The sequence below is a fragment of the Mesorhizobium subarcticum genome (assembly GCF_055456085.1).
On the sequence record NZ_CM144237.1, the window covers coordinates 5,973,293 to 5,989,185 of the forward strand.

Annotated in this window: 20 protein-coding genes and 1 pseudogene; 8 read left to right on the top strand and 13 right to left on the bottom strand. The window is 61.7% G+C overall.

The window, feature by feature from the left end:
- Positions 1-45 precede the first annotated feature (45 nt).
- The 3 genes from ACZYHG_RS29270 (at position 46) to ACZYHG_RS29280 (ending at position 1,903) form a co-directional block, all read left to right on the top strand.
- On the top strand, positions 46-852 hold the full coding sequence (locus tag ACZYHG_RS29270; protein WP_464611533.1) for a protein-disulfide reductase DsbD domain-containing protein: 807 nt from the start codon (positions 46-48) through the stop codon (positions 850-852).
- 83 nt (positions 853-935) lie between these two features.
- A complete protein-coding gene (locus tag ACZYHG_RS29275; RefSeq protein ID WP_027034242.1) occupies positions 936-1,421 on the top strand; it encodes a peroxiredoxin in 486 nt (161 codons plus the stop codon).
- A 5-nt stretch (positions 1,422-1,426) separates the two neighbouring features.
- The gene (locus tag ACZYHG_RS29280; RefSeq protein ID WP_464611534.1) at positions 1,427-1,903 is read left to right on the top strand and encodes a DUF2938 domain-containing protein; all 477 of its coding nucleotides are present in this window, start codon (positions 1,427-1,429) and stop codon (positions 1,901-1,903) included.
- A 4-nt stretch (positions 1,904-1,907) separates the two neighbouring features.
- Here ACZYHG_RS29280 and ACZYHG_RS29285 read toward each other — a convergent pair.
- The 13 genes and pseudogenes from ACZYHG_RS29285 to coxB all read right to left on the bottom strand — a co-directional run bounded on the left by ACZYHG_RS29285 (position 1,908) and on the right by coxB (position 12,137).
- Positions 1,908-2,445: pseudogene (locus tag ACZYHG_RS29285) on the bottom strand (histidine phosphatase family protein).
- A 79-nt stretch (positions 2,446-2,524) separates the two neighbouring features.
- A complete protein-coding gene (gene rnhA / locus ACZYHG_RS29290) occupies positions 2,525-3,058 on the bottom strand; it encodes a ribonuclease HI (RefSeq protein WP_464611535.1) in 534 nt (177 codons plus the stop codon).
- Positions 3,055-4,017 carry a homoserine kinase gene (locus ACZYHG_RS29295; protein WP_464611536.1) on the bottom strand — a complete coding sequence of 321 codons (963 nt, stop codon included), beginning with the start codon at positions 4,015-4,017 and terminating at the stop codon, positions 3,055-3,057. The genes rnhA and ACZYHG_RS29295 overlap by 4 nt, the downstream gene beginning before the upstream one ends.
- A 5-nt stretch (positions 4,018-4,022) precedes the next feature.
- Positions 4,023-5,033 (bottom strand): 4-hydroxy-3-methylbut-2-enyl diphosphate reductase, encoded by a 1,011-nt coding sequence (gene ispH / locus ACZYHG_RS29300; protein WP_027034237.1) that lies wholly within the window; start codon positions 5,031-5,033, stop codon positions 4,023-4,025.
- Positions 5,034-5,120: 87 nt separating this feature from the next.
- Positions 5,121-5,876 (bottom strand): SURF1 family protein, encoded by a 756-nt coding sequence (locus ACZYHG_RS29305; protein ID WP_464611537.1) that lies wholly within the window; start codon positions 5,874-5,876, stop codon positions 5,121-5,123.
- Positions 5,873-6,277: a DUF983 domain-containing protein gene (locus ACZYHG_RS29310; RefSeq protein WP_464611538.1), complete on the bottom strand. Its 405-nt coding sequence runs from the start codon at positions 6,275-6,277 to the stop codon at positions 5,873-5,875. The genes ACZYHG_RS29305 and ACZYHG_RS29310 overlap by 4 nt, the downstream gene beginning before the upstream one ends.
- Positions 6,278-6,280: 3 nt before the next feature.
- Positions 6,281-6,793, bottom strand: a complete 513-nt coding sequence (locus ACZYHG_RS29315) for a L,D-transpeptidase family protein (RefSeq protein WP_464611539.1) — start codon at positions 6,791-6,793, stop codon at positions 6,281-6,283.
- Positions 6,794-6,862: 69 nt separating this feature from the next.
- Complete coding sequence (locus ACZYHG_RS29320; protein WP_464611540.1) at positions 6,863-7,744, bottom strand: cytochrome c oxidase subunit 3; 882 nt, start codon at positions 7,742-7,744, stop codon at positions 6,863-6,865.
- A gap of 1 nt (position 7,745) precedes the next feature.
- Positions 7,746-8,378: a cytochrome c oxidase assembly protein gene (locus tag ACZYHG_RS29325; RefSeq protein WP_464611541.1), complete on the bottom strand. Its 633-nt coding sequence runs from the start codon at positions 8,376-8,378 to the stop codon at positions 7,746-7,748.
- Positions 8,378-8,542 (bottom strand): hypothetical protein, encoded by a 165-nt coding sequence (locus ACZYHG_RS29330; RefSeq protein WP_464611542.1) that lies wholly within the window; start codon positions 8,540-8,542, stop codon positions 8,378-8,380. The genes ACZYHG_RS29325 and ACZYHG_RS29330 overlap by 1 nt, the downstream gene beginning before the upstream one ends.
- Entirely contained in the window at positions 8,539-9,483 is a 945-nt protein-coding gene (locus tag ACZYHG_RS29335) for a heme o synthase (RefSeq protein ID WP_464611543.1), read from the bottom strand. Before ACZYHG_RS29335 ends, ACZYHG_RS29330 begins: the two co-directional genes overlap by 4 nt.
- Positions 9,484-9,561: 78 nt before the next feature.
- The gene (ctaD, locus tag ACZYHG_RS29340; protein ID WP_027034230.1) at positions 9,562-11,214 is read right to left on the bottom strand and encodes a cytochrome c oxidase subunit I; all 1,653 of its coding nucleotides are present in this window, start codon (positions 11,212-11,214) and stop codon (positions 9,562-9,564) included.
- Positions 11,215-11,252: 38 nt separating this feature from the next.
- Positions 11,253-12,137 carry a cytochrome c oxidase subunit II gene (gene coxB / locus ACZYHG_RS29345; protein ID WP_464611544.1) on the bottom strand — a complete coding sequence of 295 codons (885 nt, stop codon included), beginning with the start codon at positions 12,135-12,137 and terminating at the stop codon, positions 11,253-11,255.
- Between the two features lie 376 nt (positions 12,138-12,513).
- Between coxB and ACZYHG_RS29350 the strand changes: the two genes are divergently transcribed.
- The 5 genes from ACZYHG_RS29350 to ACZYHG_RS29370 all read left to right on the top strand — a co-directional run bounded on the left by ACZYHG_RS29350 (position 12,514) and on the right by ACZYHG_RS29370 (position 15,877).
- Positions 12,514-13,074 (top strand): invasion associated locus B family protein, encoded by a 561-nt coding sequence (locus ACZYHG_RS29350; protein WP_464611545.1) that lies wholly within the window; start codon positions 12,514-12,516, stop codon positions 13,072-13,074.
- Positions 13,075-13,151: 77 nt separating this feature from the next.
- A complete protein-coding gene (locus ACZYHG_RS29355) occupies positions 13,152-13,619 on the top strand; it encodes a YbjN domain-containing protein (protein ID WP_464611546.1) in 468 nt (155 codons plus the stop codon).
- Between the two features lie 117 nt (positions 13,620-13,736).
- On the top strand, positions 13,737-15,149 hold the full coding sequence (gene tldD / locus ACZYHG_RS29360; protein WP_464611547.1) for a metalloprotease TldD: 1,413 nt from the start codon (positions 13,737-13,739) through the stop codon (positions 15,147-15,149).
- A gap of 76 nt (positions 15,150-15,225) precedes the next feature.
- A complete protein-coding gene (locus ACZYHG_RS29365; protein ID WP_464611548.1) occupies positions 15,226-15,501 on the top strand; it encodes an AbrB/MazE/SpoVT family DNA-binding domain-containing protein in 276 nt (91 codons plus the stop codon).
- Positions 15,488-15,877 carry a type II toxin-antitoxin system VapC family toxin gene (locus ACZYHG_RS29370; protein WP_464614817.1) on the top strand — a complete coding sequence of 130 codons (390 nt, stop codon included), beginning with the start codon at positions 15,488-15,490 and terminating at the stop codon, positions 15,875-15,877. The genes ACZYHG_RS29365 and ACZYHG_RS29370 overlap by 14 nt, the downstream gene beginning before the upstream one ends.
- The last annotated feature ends 16 nt before the right edge of the window (positions 15,878-15,893 follow it).

The window sequence follows — 15,893 nt, forward strand, 5'->3', positions numbered from 1 at the left end:
CATGAAATCATTGCGAAGCCACGAACGGACGATCAAATCACCGCCATGCAAAGCTTGAAAATCCTGTTGCTCGGCGTCGCACTCGGACCGGCAACCATCCTTCCCGCCAATGCCTCATCGTCCGCTTGGTACAGCAGCGAAGGCGGCAAGGTCCGGCTGGTGACAACAGGCAAAGCCGATGCTGCCGGCCGCATCCTGGGCGTTCTCGACATCGCCCTGAAGCCCGGCTGGAAGACCTATTGGCGCGATCCGGGCGACGCCGGTGTGCCGCCGCAGCTCGACATTTCACCCAGCACCAACATCGCCGGTGCAGCGCTTTCTTTTCCAGCGCCCCAACGCCACGATGACGGTTATGGCAAATGGGCAGGTTACAATTATCCGGTTTCGCTGCCCGTGACATTCACGCTGGCGATGCCGAACCAACCGGCTGTCATCAATGCCGACATCTTTCTCGGCATTTGCGAAACGATCTGCATTCCCGTGCAGACACGGCTGACCGTCGACCCCACTTCCGACCCGGACAATGCCGACGACGCGGCATTGGTGAAGGCTGCTTTCACGGCGCTGCCGGCGCCGGCAAAGCCCGATTTCGGCATCAATGTGCTACCGGGTGATCACGAGACGCTGGTTGTCGAGGCGAGCTTTCCTGGTGCGCCCGAAGCGGCGGATTTCTTTGTCGCCGGCGAGCAGGACTACATGTTCGGTGCTCCGGTTCGCAGCGAAAAGGACGGCAAGCTGATCTTCACCGTGCCGATCCTCGATCGACCGTCGACAACACCCACGGATGGCGGACTTCACTATACGCTGACCAGTTCGTCAGGCGCGGTCGAAGGGCTTTTGCCTTTCCCTTGATCCAGCTGGTTCGGACGGTTGCAGGACGACGCCGAGTTCGCTACGCAAGCACACATCCTTCCCATTATCCAAGTGAGGAACTCATGACCATTTCCGTTGGCGACAAGCTGCCCGAGGCAACCTTCAAGACGATGACCGCCGATGGCGCCAAGGCGATCACTTCGGCCGAGATTTTCCCGGGCAAGAAGGTGGTTCTGTTCGGCGTTCCCGGCGCCTTCACGCCGACCTGCAGCAACAACCATTTGCCCGGCTATCTCGAAAACCACGACGCCATCCTGGCGCGCGGCATCGACACCATTGCCGTCGTTTCGGTCAACGACGTCCATGTCATGGGCGCCTGGGCGCGCTTCACCGGCGGTGAGGGCAAGATCCTGTTCCTCGCCGATGGCAATGGCGATTTCGCCAAGGCGGTCGGCCTCGATGTCGATCTCTCGGCCGGTGGCCTGGGGCAGCGGTCAAAGCGTTTTTCGATGATCGTCGACAATGGCAATGTGACCACGCTCAATATCGAAGGCAGCCCGGGCCAGGCCGTCGAGTCGAGCGCCGCCAAGATTCTCGAGCAGATCTGACCTCGATGTTCGATATCGCCTGGCGCGCCATCGCGATCGGTATCGGCGCCACGGTGCTGATGGACCTCTGGGCGGTCTTCCTGCACAAGGCGTTCGGACAGCCAAGGCCGAACTGGGGACCGGTCGGACGCTGGGTCTGGCACCTCAGCGACAAGGTCTTTCACGACGACATCGGCGATGCGGCGCCCTATACCCATGAAGTGGCGCTGGGCTGGGCGTTTCATTATTTCGTCGGCATCATCTACGGCATCATCCTGGTCCTGGTGGCCGGAGCGGGCTGGCTGGCCGCGCCGACCTTCCTGCCCGCCTTCATTCTCGGCATCGTCACCGTCGGTGCAGGCTGGTTCCTGTTGGCGCCTGGTCTGGGTGCCGGATGGGCAGCCTCCAAGCGGCCCAATCCCATGCAGATCCGGGCGCTCAACCTGATCTCGCACACGGTGTTCGCGCTCGGGCTTTGGGGCACGGCGCTGCTGATCCGTTGAGGGTTTAGGACTGCTCAAGCCAGTCGATCGGCCGCCATCCATGGAGAAGGTGGCGAGCGCCGATGTCGTAAGCGAAATAGTTGCCGCCACCCTCCGGCTGATCCGCTTCGCGGCTGATCTCCAGCCCGCTCAGTGACAGCAGCAGGAGCGTTCCAACGCCTCCATGGCCAACAAAAGCAATGTCGCCGGCATCATTGCCGCCGAGCACGGCCTCGACCTCGCTCACGATGCGCATCGATCGCCCGCTCCCAGCCGCGAACGCTTTTGTGCGGATTGGCGAAGAATTGGTCGGCGACCGCCTCGAACTCTGGCGGCGGCAGGAAGCCCGTCGCGGACCGGTCATTCTCATGCATCCTTTCCCTCACCACGACCGCGAGGTGGAGATGGCTTGCGAGGATTTCGGCCGTTTCCATAGCCTTGCGCTCGCCCGACGAAACGATGCGCCGGATCGGCCCGACCCATGGTTGATCGAGCATGGTAAAGGCTCTCGCTCGGCCGACGTCGGACAGCCCCCATTCCGGCACGGGAATCGCGGCATCCATCTGAACCTGGGGATGGGTGATTAGTAGGCGATCGGCATGACAGATGTCTCCCGCCAGTCGAGGGCCGCGAAGCAGGACTTCAATAGCTCTGGGTCGAACGACGCGCCTTGGTGGCAAGCGGCTGCTTTGCTTGGAGATCCGGCTTTGGCGCTGCAACCGCTGGCTTGAAAGTGCCTTTCTTGAATGGCGCCATGCCTTCGCGCGCGAGCTCGTCGGCGCGTTCGTTCTCGGCATGGCCGGCATGGCCCTTGACCCAGTTCCAGGTGACCTTGTGGCGCCGGTTGGCTTCATCGAGCGCCTGCCACAGCTCACCGTTCTTGACCGGCTTCTTGTCGGCGGTCTTCCAGCCGTTCTTCTTCCAGCCATGGATCCACTTGGAAATGCCCTCCATGACATATTTGCTGTCGGTATGAAGCTCGACGGTGCAGGGTTCCTTCAGCGCATTCAGCGCCGAAATGGCGGCCAGCAGTTCCATGCGGTTGTTGGTCGTCTCGGCTTCACCGCCGGAAAGCTCCTTGGTGGTGCCGTTGAAGCGCAGGATGGCACCCCAGCCGCCAGGGCCGGGATTGCCCGAGCAGGCGCCGTCGGTGAAGATTTCAACCTGTTTGCTCATGCTAACCCATATTCCGACGCAGATTTGATCGCCCGGTGAAAACGGATCCGTCTGATGTACTCGGTCGGATCGCGCTTCATGACCAAGCCACCATCGGGAACGGTCAGCCAGTCGTAGAGCCGGGTCAACATGAAACGCAGCGCCGAGCCGCGCGCCAGCATCGGCAATGCCGCCTTTTCCTGATCGCTCAGCGGACGCACGCTCTGATAGCTCTCAAGCAACGCCTTGCCCTTGGTGAGGTTGAAGGAAAAGTCCTTCTCGAAACACCAGGCGTTGAGGCAGGTGGCGACGTCGTAGGCATAGAGGTCGTCACAGGCAAAATAGAAGTCGATCAGGCCGGAGAGCTTTTCACCGAGGAAGAAGACATTGTCCGGGAAAAGATCGGCATGGATGATGCCTGCTGGCAGGCCCTTCGGCCAGTTCCGCTCAAGGTCCACAAAATCGGCATCGACTTCGGCCGCCAGCCCAAGCTCGACCTCGTCGGCTCGGTCGCGGGATGCGTCCCAAAGCTTGCGCCAGCCGTCGATGGCGAGTGCGTTGGGACGGGTCATCGAAAAATCGGCACCGGCCAGGTGCAGGGCGGCCAAGGCTTTACCGACCTCGGCACAATGCGTTGCCGTCGGCCGTCGCAGCGAGAGCCCTTCAAGGAAGGTGATGATGACCGCCGGGCGGCCAGCGAGTGTACCGATGACGCTGCCGTCATGCGCGGTCACCGGCAGGGGGCAAGACACACCCTTGTTGGCGAGATGGCCCATCAGCCCAAGGAAAAATGGCAGATCCGCCTTCTCGACGCGCTTTTCATAGAGGGTCAGGATGTAGGAACCGGTCGAAGTGTGCAGCAAAAAATTCGAATTCTCGGTGCCTTCGGCGATGCCCTTGTAGGACAGGAGATCGCCGACCGGATAGTGCTTCAGGAATGCGCCGAGTTCGCCTTCGGCAACGTCGGTATAGACGGCCATGTGCCTTACGCGGCTCCGTTGACGAAGGCCATGTCGGCCGGCGTCAGTTCGACATCGCGCAGTACCCGCATGACCGGAAAATCCTCCGTTTCGGTGGCCGTGATGGCCAGGTCGATGGTGACATCGAAACGCTGGCGGAACGCGTCGATGATCTCGTCGACGATGATCTCCGGCGCCGACGCCCCTGCCGACAAGCCGAGCGTCGAAATGTTGCCGATGTCATTCCACGGAATCTCGGCGGCGCGCTGTACGAGAAGCGACATCTTGGCACCCGCACGCTCCGCCACTTCGACAAGACGCCGCGAGTTGGAGGAATTGGGGGCACCGACGATCAGATAGAGATCAGCGCCCGGGGCGGTATCCTTGACCGCTTCCTGGCGGTTGGTGGTGGCGTAGCAGATCGATTCCGCCGCCGGCGCCTGCAGGGCTGGAAAGCGGTCCTTCAGCGCCCGGATGATGCCGGCGGTGTCCTCGACCGACAGCGTGGTCTGGGTGACAAAGCCTAGCGCCTGCGGGTCGGCGGGCTCGAGCGTGGCGGCGTCGGCTTCGGTCTCGACCAGCGTGACCGCGCCTTCCGGCAATTGGCCCATTGTGCCGATCACCTCGGGATGTCCGGCATGGCCGATCAACAGCACATGGCGGCCGAGCCGCTGATGGCGCATGGCCTGCTTGTGGACCTTGGAGACCAGCGGACAGGTGGCGTCGAGATAGAACAGGTTGCGCGCCTGAGCATCCGCCGGCACCGATTTCGGCACGCCATGCGCCGAGAAGACAACCGGCGACTGCCGATGCTCGGCCGGAATCTCGGAAAGCTCCTCGATGAAGACGGCGCCCAGGCTTTGCAGCCCTTCGACGACATAGCGGTTGTGCACGATCTCGTGGCGGACATAGACCGGCGCGCCATATTTCTTCAGCGCCAGCACGACGATCTGGATCGCACGGTCGACGCCGGCGCAGAAGCCGCGCGGCTGGCAGAGCCGGATCGTCAGCGGAGGCTTTGTTATTGTCTGAAGCATTAGATCCTGGCCGGTTCGTCAGCGCCGAAATGAGGTGCCTACCCCTGTTCTGTCAAGGGCCGGCCCTATGAAGGACGCTGCTAGCGTTCATTCCTTTTTCGCGGGACCGCGAAGCCGCAGGATGAGCACGGCGGCGAGCGCCGCGGCGAGCCCATACCAGGTGACGGCATATTGCAGATGGCTGTTCGGCAGGTCGATAATGGTGACGCCTCCGACCGGCAGACCGCCGGGATTGGGCGTCTTATCGGCATCGATGAAGATCGGCACCAGCGTGAACCCGGCCGGCAGCCCGGCGCTCGCCGCCATGACGTCGCGGTCCTTCCAGTAGAAGATGTTCTTGGCCATGTCATTGTCGGGAAGCATCATCGACGGCTTTGCCGGCAGCGGATTGCGAGCGAGCCCGGTGATCGTCACCCTGCCCGTCACCTGCCCTTTCAAGCGCTTGGCGGCATCCTTGAGGTCGTAGGGTACGAAGCCACGATTGATCAACACGAAGCGGCCATCGTCGAGCGCCAGCGGCGTATAGACGTTGAAGCCGGCCTCGCCTTCCCAGGTCGCGTAGAAATGCCGTTCGCCGGAATGCAGGAAGGTGCCGGAGACCGTGACCGGCGTATAGTCGACGTCTCCCGAGGCCGCGAATTCTTTCTCGACCTCTGCCAGCGGCAGCGGCGCCGAATGGGTGCGCTGGTCGATGGTCTGCAGAAGACCTTCCTTCCAGTGCAGGCGTTGGACCTGCCAGGTGCCGAGCGCCAGCAGGATAACCAGCAACACAAGACCAAGGCCGAGCAGCAATGCTGTCCTTGGCCGCGAACCGCCGCCAGTTTTGATGGATGCCTCGCTCATTCGCCGTGGTCCAGCCGGCCTTCGGCCGCCTTGTTGGCATATTGCAGGGTGAGCAACACGCCCTTGATCAGCCTCAGTGCCGTCAGGCATAGCACCACGGCCAGCGGGACCCAGACCAGCAGATGAAGCCAGAGCGGCGGGCTCAGCGTCACGTCAACCCAGAGCGCCAGGCCGACGATGATGAAGCCGATGATCAGGATGACGAAGACCGCCGGTCCATCGCCTGCATCGGCGAAAGAATAGTCGAGGCCGCAATTGGTGCAGCGTTTGCCAACGGTGAGGAAGCCGGAAAACAGCCGCCCCTCGCCGCAACGCGGGCAACGGCCATGCAGCCCAGCCGATATCGGATCGATCGGAGGCCAGATCGCCCTATCTTCACGCCTGGAAGCGTCGTCGCCCATAGCCTACCGCTCGATCTCTATTGGCGTGCCATCGGCCACCATTGCCCAGATTTCGTCCATGTCTGAGTCCGTAACGGCAATGCAGCCATCGGTCCAGTCGACCAATTGAAGCAGCCAGCCCCACCAGCCGAAACCATTGGGCTGGCCGTGGATCATGATCATGCCACCCGCGTCGACATTGCGCGCCCAGGCGGCGGCGAGATCGCCGGCATTGGGATAGGAGATGTGGATGGATCTGTGCGCGATGCTGCTGGGATTGCGCCAGTCGAGCGTATAGCGCCCCTCGGGCGTGCGCTGATCGCCCTCCTGATGCTTGTGGCCGACAGGATCGCCGCCAAGCGCAATGCTGTAGCTGCGCAGGACCTTGCCGCCGCCGATCAACTCCAGCCGGCGTTCCGCCTTGTGAATGCGCACCAGATCCACTTTCTCAGCCGCAAGGGCCGGGTGCGCCAGGAGGATGAATGCGCAAATCGCCCAGGAGATCGTCAGCCGCATCAGCAATCGATCGGCGATCATTGCGCCGAAAAGAAGAAGGCGGCCGCGTCGCCGCGGCCGCCCTCCCGAAATCGAAATCCTACGGCCGGATCAGTGGCCTTCGATCACCGCGCCGACCGATCCCCAGACATAGATCGAGGCGAACAGGAACAGCCAGACCACGTCGACGAAATGCCAGTACCAGGCGGCCGCCTCGAAGCCGAAATGCTGCTTGGGCGTGAAATCGCCCTTCATCGCCCGGACCAGGCAGACCAGCAGGAAGATGGTACCGATGATGACATGGAAACCGTGGAAGCCGGTCGCCATGAAGAACGTGGCGCCGTAGATGGAATCCTTGAAGCCGAACGGAGCGTGCATGTACTCGTAGGCCTGCACCATGGTGAACAGCATGCCGAGACCGACGGTCAGCACCAGGCCGTTGATCAGGCCCTTGCGATCGCCATGGATGAGTGAATGGTGCGCCCAGGTGACCGTGGTGCCCGACAAAAGCAGGATGATGGTGTTGTAGAGCGGCAGGTGGAAGGGATCGAGAACCTCCATGCCCTTCGGCGGCCAGACGCCACCGGTAAATGTGGCGCGCGCGTAGTTCTGTGCCTCGCCGGCAAAAAGACTCGCATCGAAATAGGCCCAGAACCAGGCAACAAAGAACATCACCTCCGAGGCGATGAACATGATCATGCCATAGCGCAGGTGCAGCGACACGACCCGCGTATGGTGCCCCTCATGCGCTTCCTTGATCGTGTCCGACCACCAGGCAAACATGGTGTAGAGCACGATCGCCAAGCCGATGAAGAACAGCCAAGGGTTGGCGATATTGAGGCCGAAGATCGGAAAAGTGCCACCCTTCAGGTACTCCATCAGGGCGACACCGCCAAACGCCATGACGAGCGCCCCTACCGAGCCCAGGAAAGGCCATGGGCTGGGGTCGACGAGATGATAGTCATGCTGTGGTTTTGCGTGCGCGTCTGCCATATCAACCCCCGAGATTTGCTTCGGTATTGGAAATTGTCTTGCCGTTGCCCGGAACCGGCTCCGAGGAGGCGACCGGCTTGGTCTTCTCTACGGGGAACATCGTATAGGACAGGGTGATCGTCTTCACGTCCTTCAGTTCCGGCACATTCACGATATCGGGGTCCACGTAGAAGAGGACCGGCATGTCCAGCGTCTCGCCGGGCTTCAGCGAGGTGTCGGTGAAGCAGAAGCACTCGACCTTGTTGAAGTATGGCCCCGCCAATTCCGGCTGCACGTTGAAGGTGGCGCGTCCGGTAACGGGGCGATCGAACTTGTTGGTCGCCTGGTAATGCGCCTGCACCGTCTCGCCGATCTTCATCGTCATCGAGCGCTGGACCGGCTGGAACTCCCACGGCACGCCGGCAATATTGGCGTCGAAGCGGACGGTGATCTCACGGTCCAGCACGCGGCCGGCATATTGCTTCTCGGCGCGTTGCGTCGTGCCGCCATAACCGGTCGCCTGGCAGAACATCTTGTAGAGCGGCACGGCCGCATAGGCCATGCCGATCATGCCGGTGAAGAAGGCAAGACAGACCGCCGCGACGATGACGTTGCTGTTCTTGCCGGCCGGCTTTTTGGACATCTCGACGCTCATCACATCGTGCCCAGATTGTGGCCGAACTTGATAATCGTGGCGATGTAGAAAATGACGACCAGCGCGGCCAGCGCCAAGCCTATGGCGATGGACCGGCTGCGCTGGGCTTTCTTCTGACGATCGGTCAGCGTGACCGTCTCAAGCTTTTCCTCGACCATGGTCATGCCCAACCCATGGCAAGTGCACGTTCGACGACGCTGTCGGCCAGGTAGGCAGCGAAGATGGCGAAGAGATAGAGCAGCGAATAAGCAAATAGTGCCTTGGCCGGCTTCATGACGCGATCATCGTCGGCCATGCCGAGCACTTTCCATGCATACCAGACAAAGCCAACACCCAGCAGCACGGCGGCCACGCCGTAGACCTGCGTGGTGTAGCCGAGCACCCAAGGCAGCACACCGACTGGGGCCAGGACCAGCGCATAGGCGAAGATCTGGCGGCGAGTCGACGCCTGGCCGGCAACATTCGGCATCATCGGGATACCGGCTCGGGCATAATCCTCGGACTTGAACAGTGCCAGTGCCCAGAAATGCGGTGGCGTCCAGAGGAAGATGATCAGGAACAGGACGATGCTCTCGAGGCTGACCGACCCGGTCACCGCGGCCCAGCCGATAACCGGCGGGATGGCGCCGGCCGCGCCACCAATAACGATGTTCTGCGGCGTCCAGCGCTTCAGCCACATCGTGTAGACGACGGCATAGAAGAAGATGGTGAAGGCCAGCAGCGTCGCGGAGAGCCAGTTGACCAGCACGCCGAGCGTCATCACAGACAGGACGGAAAGCACCAGGCCGAAGGTCAGCGCCTCGTGCGGCTGGATACGGCCGGACGGAACTGGACGGCTGGCCGTCCTGGTCATCACCGCGTCGATGTCGGCGTCGTACCACATGTTAAGCGCGCCCGAGGCGCCGGCGCCAATGGCAATAGCCAGGATGGCGATCACCGCCAGCAGCGGATTGATCGTCACGGGTGCCGCGACCAGCCCGACGAAGGCGGTGAACACCACCAGCGACATGACGCGTGGCTTCAGCAGGGCGAAGAAATCGCCCGCCGTCGCTTCCGACATGCGGAAGCCCGCTTCGTCAATACTGGTTTCGTCGACTAGGGCCATGCGTACTCAAGTCCCATAATTCCGTTTGGCCAAAACCGCCGGCGAACCGGCGGTTTCGATTTCGTGCAGGCTGCCGCCTTACTTGATCTTCGGCAGCTGCTCCCACTGGTGGAAAGGCGGCGGCGAAGGCAGCTGCCATTCCAGCGTCGTTGCGCCCTCGCCCCACGGATTGGCGCCGGCGATCCGCTTCTTCCGGAAGGCTTCGAACACGCAGTAAAGGAAGATCAACACGCCGACGGCCGAGATGTAGGAGCCAATGGACGACACGTAATTCCAGCCGGCAAACGCGTCCGGATAGTCGATGGTGCGGCGAGGCATGCCGGCGAGGCCGAGGAAATGCTGCGGGAAGAAGATCAGGTTGACGCCGACGAAGGTGACCCAGAAGTGGGTGTTGGCGATGACAGGCGAGTACATGTAGCCGGTCATCTTGGGGAACCAGTAGTACCAGCCGGCGAAGATGGCGAACACCGCGCCCAGCGACAGCACGTAGTGGAAGTGGGCGATGACGAAATAGGTGTCATGCAGCGAGCGGTCGAGGCCGGCATTGGCGAGCTGAACGCCGGTGACGCCGCCGATGGTGAACAGGAAGATGAAGCCCAGCGCCCACAGCATCGGCGTCTTGAACGAGATCGATCCGCCCCACATCGTCGCGATCCACGAGAAGATCTTCACGCCCGTCGGCACCGCGATGACCATGGTGGCGAAGACGAAATAGCGCTGCGTGTCGAGCGACAGGCCGGTCGTGTACATGTGGTGCGCCCAGACGATGAAGCCGACGGCACCGATCGCGACCATGGCGTAGGCCATGCCGAGATAGCCGAACACCGGCTTCTTCGAGAAGGTCGAGATGACATGGCTGATGATGCCGAAGCCCGGCAGGATCAGGATGTACACTTCCGGGTGACCGAAGAACCAGAACAGGTGCTGGAACAGGATCGGGTCGCCGCCGCCATCAGGCGCAAAGAACGTGGTGCCGAAATTGCGGTCGGTGAGCAGCATGGTGATGCCGCCGGCCAGAACCGGCAATGACAAGAGCAGCAGGAAGGCGGTGACCAGCACCGACCAGGCAAACAGCGGCATCTTGTGCAGCGTCATGCCGGGGGCGCGCATATTGAAGATGGTGGTGATGAAGTTGATGGCGCCGAGGATCGACGAGGCACCGGCAATGTGGATCGACAGGATCGCCAGATCCATCGCCGGTCCGGGCTGACCCGAGGTCGACAGCGGCGGATAGAGCGTCCAGCCGCCACCGACGCCATAGGCGCCCGGCGCGCTCGGCATGAACATCGAGGTGAGCAGCAGGATGAAAGCCGGCGGCAGCAGCCAGAACGAGATGTTGTTCATGCGCGGGAATGCCATGTCAGGGGCGCCGATCATGATCGGCACCATCCAGTTGGCAAAACCACCGATCAGCGCCGGCATGACCATGAAGAAGATCATGATCAGCGCATGCGCGGTGGCAAAGGCATTGTACATGCTCTTGCCGCCATCGATCGCGGCATCACCGTTCATGCCGTAGACCATCTGCGCCAAGCCGCTGAAGATCTGGATGCCGGGCTCCTGCAGTTCCATGCGGATGGCAACGGACAGCGCACCGCCGATGATACCGGCCATGATCGCAAAGATCAGGTAGAGCGTGCCGATATCCTTGTGGTTGGTCGAATAGACCCAGCGCACCCAGCCGTGATACGGCTTGTGGTCGTGCCCGTCGTGAGCTGCAGCGTCTGCCATGTTCCGCTCCGTTCCCTAAATCTTGCTAACCCGCGACATCAATTGCCGGCGGCCGCTACCTTGTTCTGGCCGTCGACTTCGGCCATGAGCGTCTTGTTGGCGCCTGGCAGATCGGTCTTGGCCGCAGCCAGCCAGGTCTTGAACTGCGTGTCGGATACGACACGAATGGCGATCGGCATGAAGGCGTGGTCCTTGCCGCAGAGCTGCGAGCACTGACCGTAATAGAGGCCTTCCTTCTCCGCCTTGAACCAGGTTTCGTTGGTGCGCCCCGGAACGGCGTCCATCTTGATGCCAAAGGACGGCATGGCAAAGGAATGGATCACGTCGGTCGCGGTGACGAGCACGCGCGTCATCGTGTTGACCGGCACCACCAGCTCGTTATCAACCGCGAGCAGGCGTGGATAAACCTTGCGGTCTTCCTTGCCGGCCTTGGCGCGATCGCCATCCTGAAGAATGGCCGAATTGAAGGTGAGCGTGTTGTCCGTCTGGTACTCGTAGTCCCAGTTCCACTGGTTGCCGGTCGCCTTGACGGTGAGCTTCGGCTCTTCCCCCGGCGTATATTGCGCGGTCAGGAGCTTGAACGAAGGAATGGCGATGAAAAGCAGGATGACGACCGGTCCCACCGTCCAGATCACTTCGATCAGCGTGTTGTGGCTGGTTTTGGCGGGCACCGGATTGGCGCTCGCCCGAAACCGGAAGATGCAATAGGCGAGAAGAAACAGCACCAACAGGGTGATCGGAACGACAAACCACATCGTGTAGTTCCCGAAGCTCTCGATCTGCCGCATCATGTCGGTCGCCGGCGCCTGGAAGCTAGTCTCCCACGGCACGGGCTGATCAGCATGGGCGGATGTGCCGGCGAAAAACGCGGTGGCAGCCCCAGCACTGGCTAGAAACTTGGCGTTTGCTAGGAATTTTCTCATCGCCCTCTTCGTCTCCCAGTTTCTCGCGAACGTGCCCGCGAGAATACGAACAATGCCGGGACGGGAATCCCGACAGTCTCAAGGTGGTTCAAACCATACTCTTTTTCCCTCCGCAAGAAAGGAGCGGAGGAAACTGTGCGGCATTTTTGCGCGCAAGCTGGCACGGCTCTTCCGAGGCGGCGGCGAAGGCTGCGAATCGCGTATGTCCGGCAAGCTACCCGCCTCACGCCGGCGGGGTGGGCGCAGCGTCGTAATTCAGGCGAATTTGGCAGGGAAAAAGCGCCGTATTGCCTGTTTCGGGACAGTTCGGCCGCGGTCTCGTCCTTTACTTGGCATTGGCGCGGCTTAAAGTGCCGTGATTCGCAATGGAGCCGTCATGAACTCTTGGCTTTCTAGACTGGGGCGTACGAGACTGGGGCTTTCGAGCGCCTTGGCGAAAGCCATTTTTGTCGTTGCCCTGTCCGCGGCCGGCCTGTCTGTCGCCAGTCAGGCCAATGCCGCGCAGCCGAGCGGCACGGTGCGCTCGACGCATGGTGCCTGGTCGATCATCTGCGACACGCCCGCCGGTGCCACCTCTGAACAATGCGTGATGATGCAGAATGTCGTCGCCGAGGACCGCCCGGAGATGGGGCTGTCGGTCGTCGTGCTGCGGACCGCCGACAACAAGGCCGAGATTCTGCGCGTGCTGGCGCCGCTCGGCGTGCTCCTGCCCAACGGGCTTGGCCTCAATGTCGACGGCAAGGACATCGGCCGCGCCTATTTCGTGCGCTGCTTCCAGGACGGCTGCTATGCAGAGGTGATCCTCGAAAAGCCATTGCTCGACACGCTGAAAACCGGCACGTCGGCCACCTTCATCGTCTTCCAGACGCCGGAAGAAGGCATCGGCATTCCCGTTGACCTCAAGGGCTTCGCCGACGGTTTCGCCGCCCTGCCCTGACGTCAGGACGCTTGCGGAAAACTCGATCCTGGCGCACAATTCCCGCAAGATGCGGGTTTTTGGCGGTGGGGATCATCATGCGCTCGTTTTCTTTGCTTCTATCCGCGGGTCTGATTTCGACTGGCGCGGTTTCTGTCGCTTGGGCTGACAATCCCGAAATCATCACGGCACCTGATCCGGCGGCAATTCTCGACATTGCCAAGGGTTATGGCTCGGCCAAGCTGGACAAGGACGACGGTGGCGACCCCATGGTCTCCGGCCGGCTCGAAGGCATGAAATATGTCATCTACTTCTATGGCTGCGAAAACCACGAGAAGTGCAAATCGATCCAGTTTTCCTCGGGCTACACCGATGCCTTCACGGCCGATCAGGCTAATGAGTGGAACAAGAAATTTCGCTGGGTCAAGGCGTTTTCCGGCGACGGATCCAACTTCAAGATGGATGTCAGCTTCATCGGCGGCATCACCAAGGCCAATCTCGAGGAAGATTTCTCGAACTGGGATTCGATGACCAACAACATCAAGGACTTCATCAACCAGAAGTGACGCCGGCGGCCTGTCGGCGATCGCATTTGTTCCCGCATCGCAGCGGGACGATTGTCTCGGCGCGGCTTCGCGCCTACATCGTGGGAAACAAGCTCTCTTCCCACGAATGGATGCGCCATGAACAGCCTGATCGGCCAATTCGACATTTCAGACGATCGCGTCAAGCAGATCGTCGCCGACACCATTAACGGCGCCGACGACGGCGAACTGTTTCTCGAATACAGCGAGAGCGAGGCGCTGATGTTCGACAATGGTCGGTTGAAGACCGCCAATTTCAACACCGACCAGGGTTTTGGCCTGCGCGCGGTTGCGGGTGAAGCCAGCGGCTACGCTCATTCGAGCGACCTGTCCGAGGTTTCGCTGCTGCGCGCGGCCGCCGCTGTCTCGACCGTCAAGGGTGGCTATTCCGGCACGCTTGCCGCCGCACCGGCCCGCACCAATACCCATCTCTACGGCGATGAGAACCCGATCCCCTCCCCCTCCTTCGAGGCCAAGGCAAAGCTGCTGCAGGAAATCGACGCCTGGCTGCGTGCGCAGGATCCGCGCGTGCGCCAGGTGACCGCCTCGCTCGCCGCTTCCTGGCAGCATGTCGAGATCGTGCGCGCCGATGGCCAGGTGGTGCGCGATATCAGGCCGCTGGTCCGCATCAACGTCTCGGTAGTGGTTGGCGATGGCGACCGCCAGGAAAGCGGCTCCTACGGCATGGGCGGACGCAAGGCGTTCGGCGAATTCCTGATCGAGGACGCCTGGCAGCACGCCGCCAAGGAGGCGCTCCGGCAGGCGCTGGTCAACCTCGAGGCCATTCCGGCGCCGGCAGGCACGTTCGACATCGTGCTGTCCAGCGGCTGGCCTGGCGTGATGCTGCACGAAGCCGTCGGCCATGGGCTGGAAGGCGATTTCAATCGCAAGAAGACCTCCGCCTTCGCCGGCCTGCTCGGCCAGCAGGTTGCCGCAAAAGGCGTCACCGTCGTCGATGACGGCACCATTCCCGAGCGGCGCGGTTCACTCACCGTCGACGACGAGGGCACGCCTTCGGCCCGCAACGTGCTGATCGAGGACGGCAGACTGGTCGGCTACATGCAGGACCGGCAGAACGCCCGGCTGATGGGCATGAAGGCGACCGGTAACGGCCGTCGCGAAGGCTACGCGCACCAGCCGATGCCGCGCATGACCAACACCTACATGACTTCAGGCGACATGGAGCCCGACGAGATCATCGCCTCGGTCAAGAACGGCATCTATGCCGTCTCCTTCGGTGGCGGCCAGGTCGATATCACTTCGGGCAAGTTCGTGTTCGGCTGCACCGAGGCCTACATGATCGAGAACGGCAAGGTGACGCAGCCGATCAAGGGTGCGATGCTGATCGGCAATGGGCCGGATGCCATGCACCGCGTCTCGATGGTCGGCAACGACATGAAGCTCGACAATGGCATCGGCATGTGCGGCAAGGCCGGACAAGGCGTGCCGGTCGGCGTCGGCCAGCCGCATCTCCGGATGAACCAGATGACGGTCGGCGGCACCCGGGTTTGAGGATGCAATCCGGCAGGCTTGAATGTCTTCCGCGACAAGACTATCTTACCATTGTCTTACATGAAGGCGTGGCGCGATGGCTGCAACAGAAAAACTTGTAACGACCGTCTCCACCAAGGGACAGGTAATCCTGCCGAGCGCGATCCGGAAACAGAGGGACTGGGGCGCGGGCACGCGCTTGGAGGTCGAAGACACTCCCGATGGAGTCCTTTTGAAATTGGCGCCGGCATTTGCCCCGACGCGACCGGAAGATGTCTTTGGCGTCCTGCCGCGCAGCGGCACCCCGAAGACGCTGGAGGAAATGGACGCCGCAGTCCTTGCTGAAGCACGGCAACGCGATGCTCGCAATTGATACCAATGTTGTCGTCAGGTATTTGACGAACGACCATCCCGATCAGTCCCCGCGAGCACGGCAGCTTATCGATGGTCAGCCTGTCTTTGTCTCTGTCACGGTAATCCTGGAGGCAGAGTGGGTGCTGCGCAGTGCCTACGGTCATAGCCAGGCCGTGATCGCCAGCACACTGCGGATGTTCGGCGGGTTACCAACGGTGGAGCTGGAAGATGCCGCGATTGTCTCTCCTGCGCTGGATCTGTCGGAGGCAGGAATGGATTTCGCAGATGCGCTGCATCTGAGGAAATCAGCGCATTGCGCCGGCCTGGCAACCTTTGACCGTAGTTTCCTCAAGGCCGCGAGGGCGGCGGGATATGACAGCGTACAGGAAGCCTGACGAGGAAGCGGTCTGG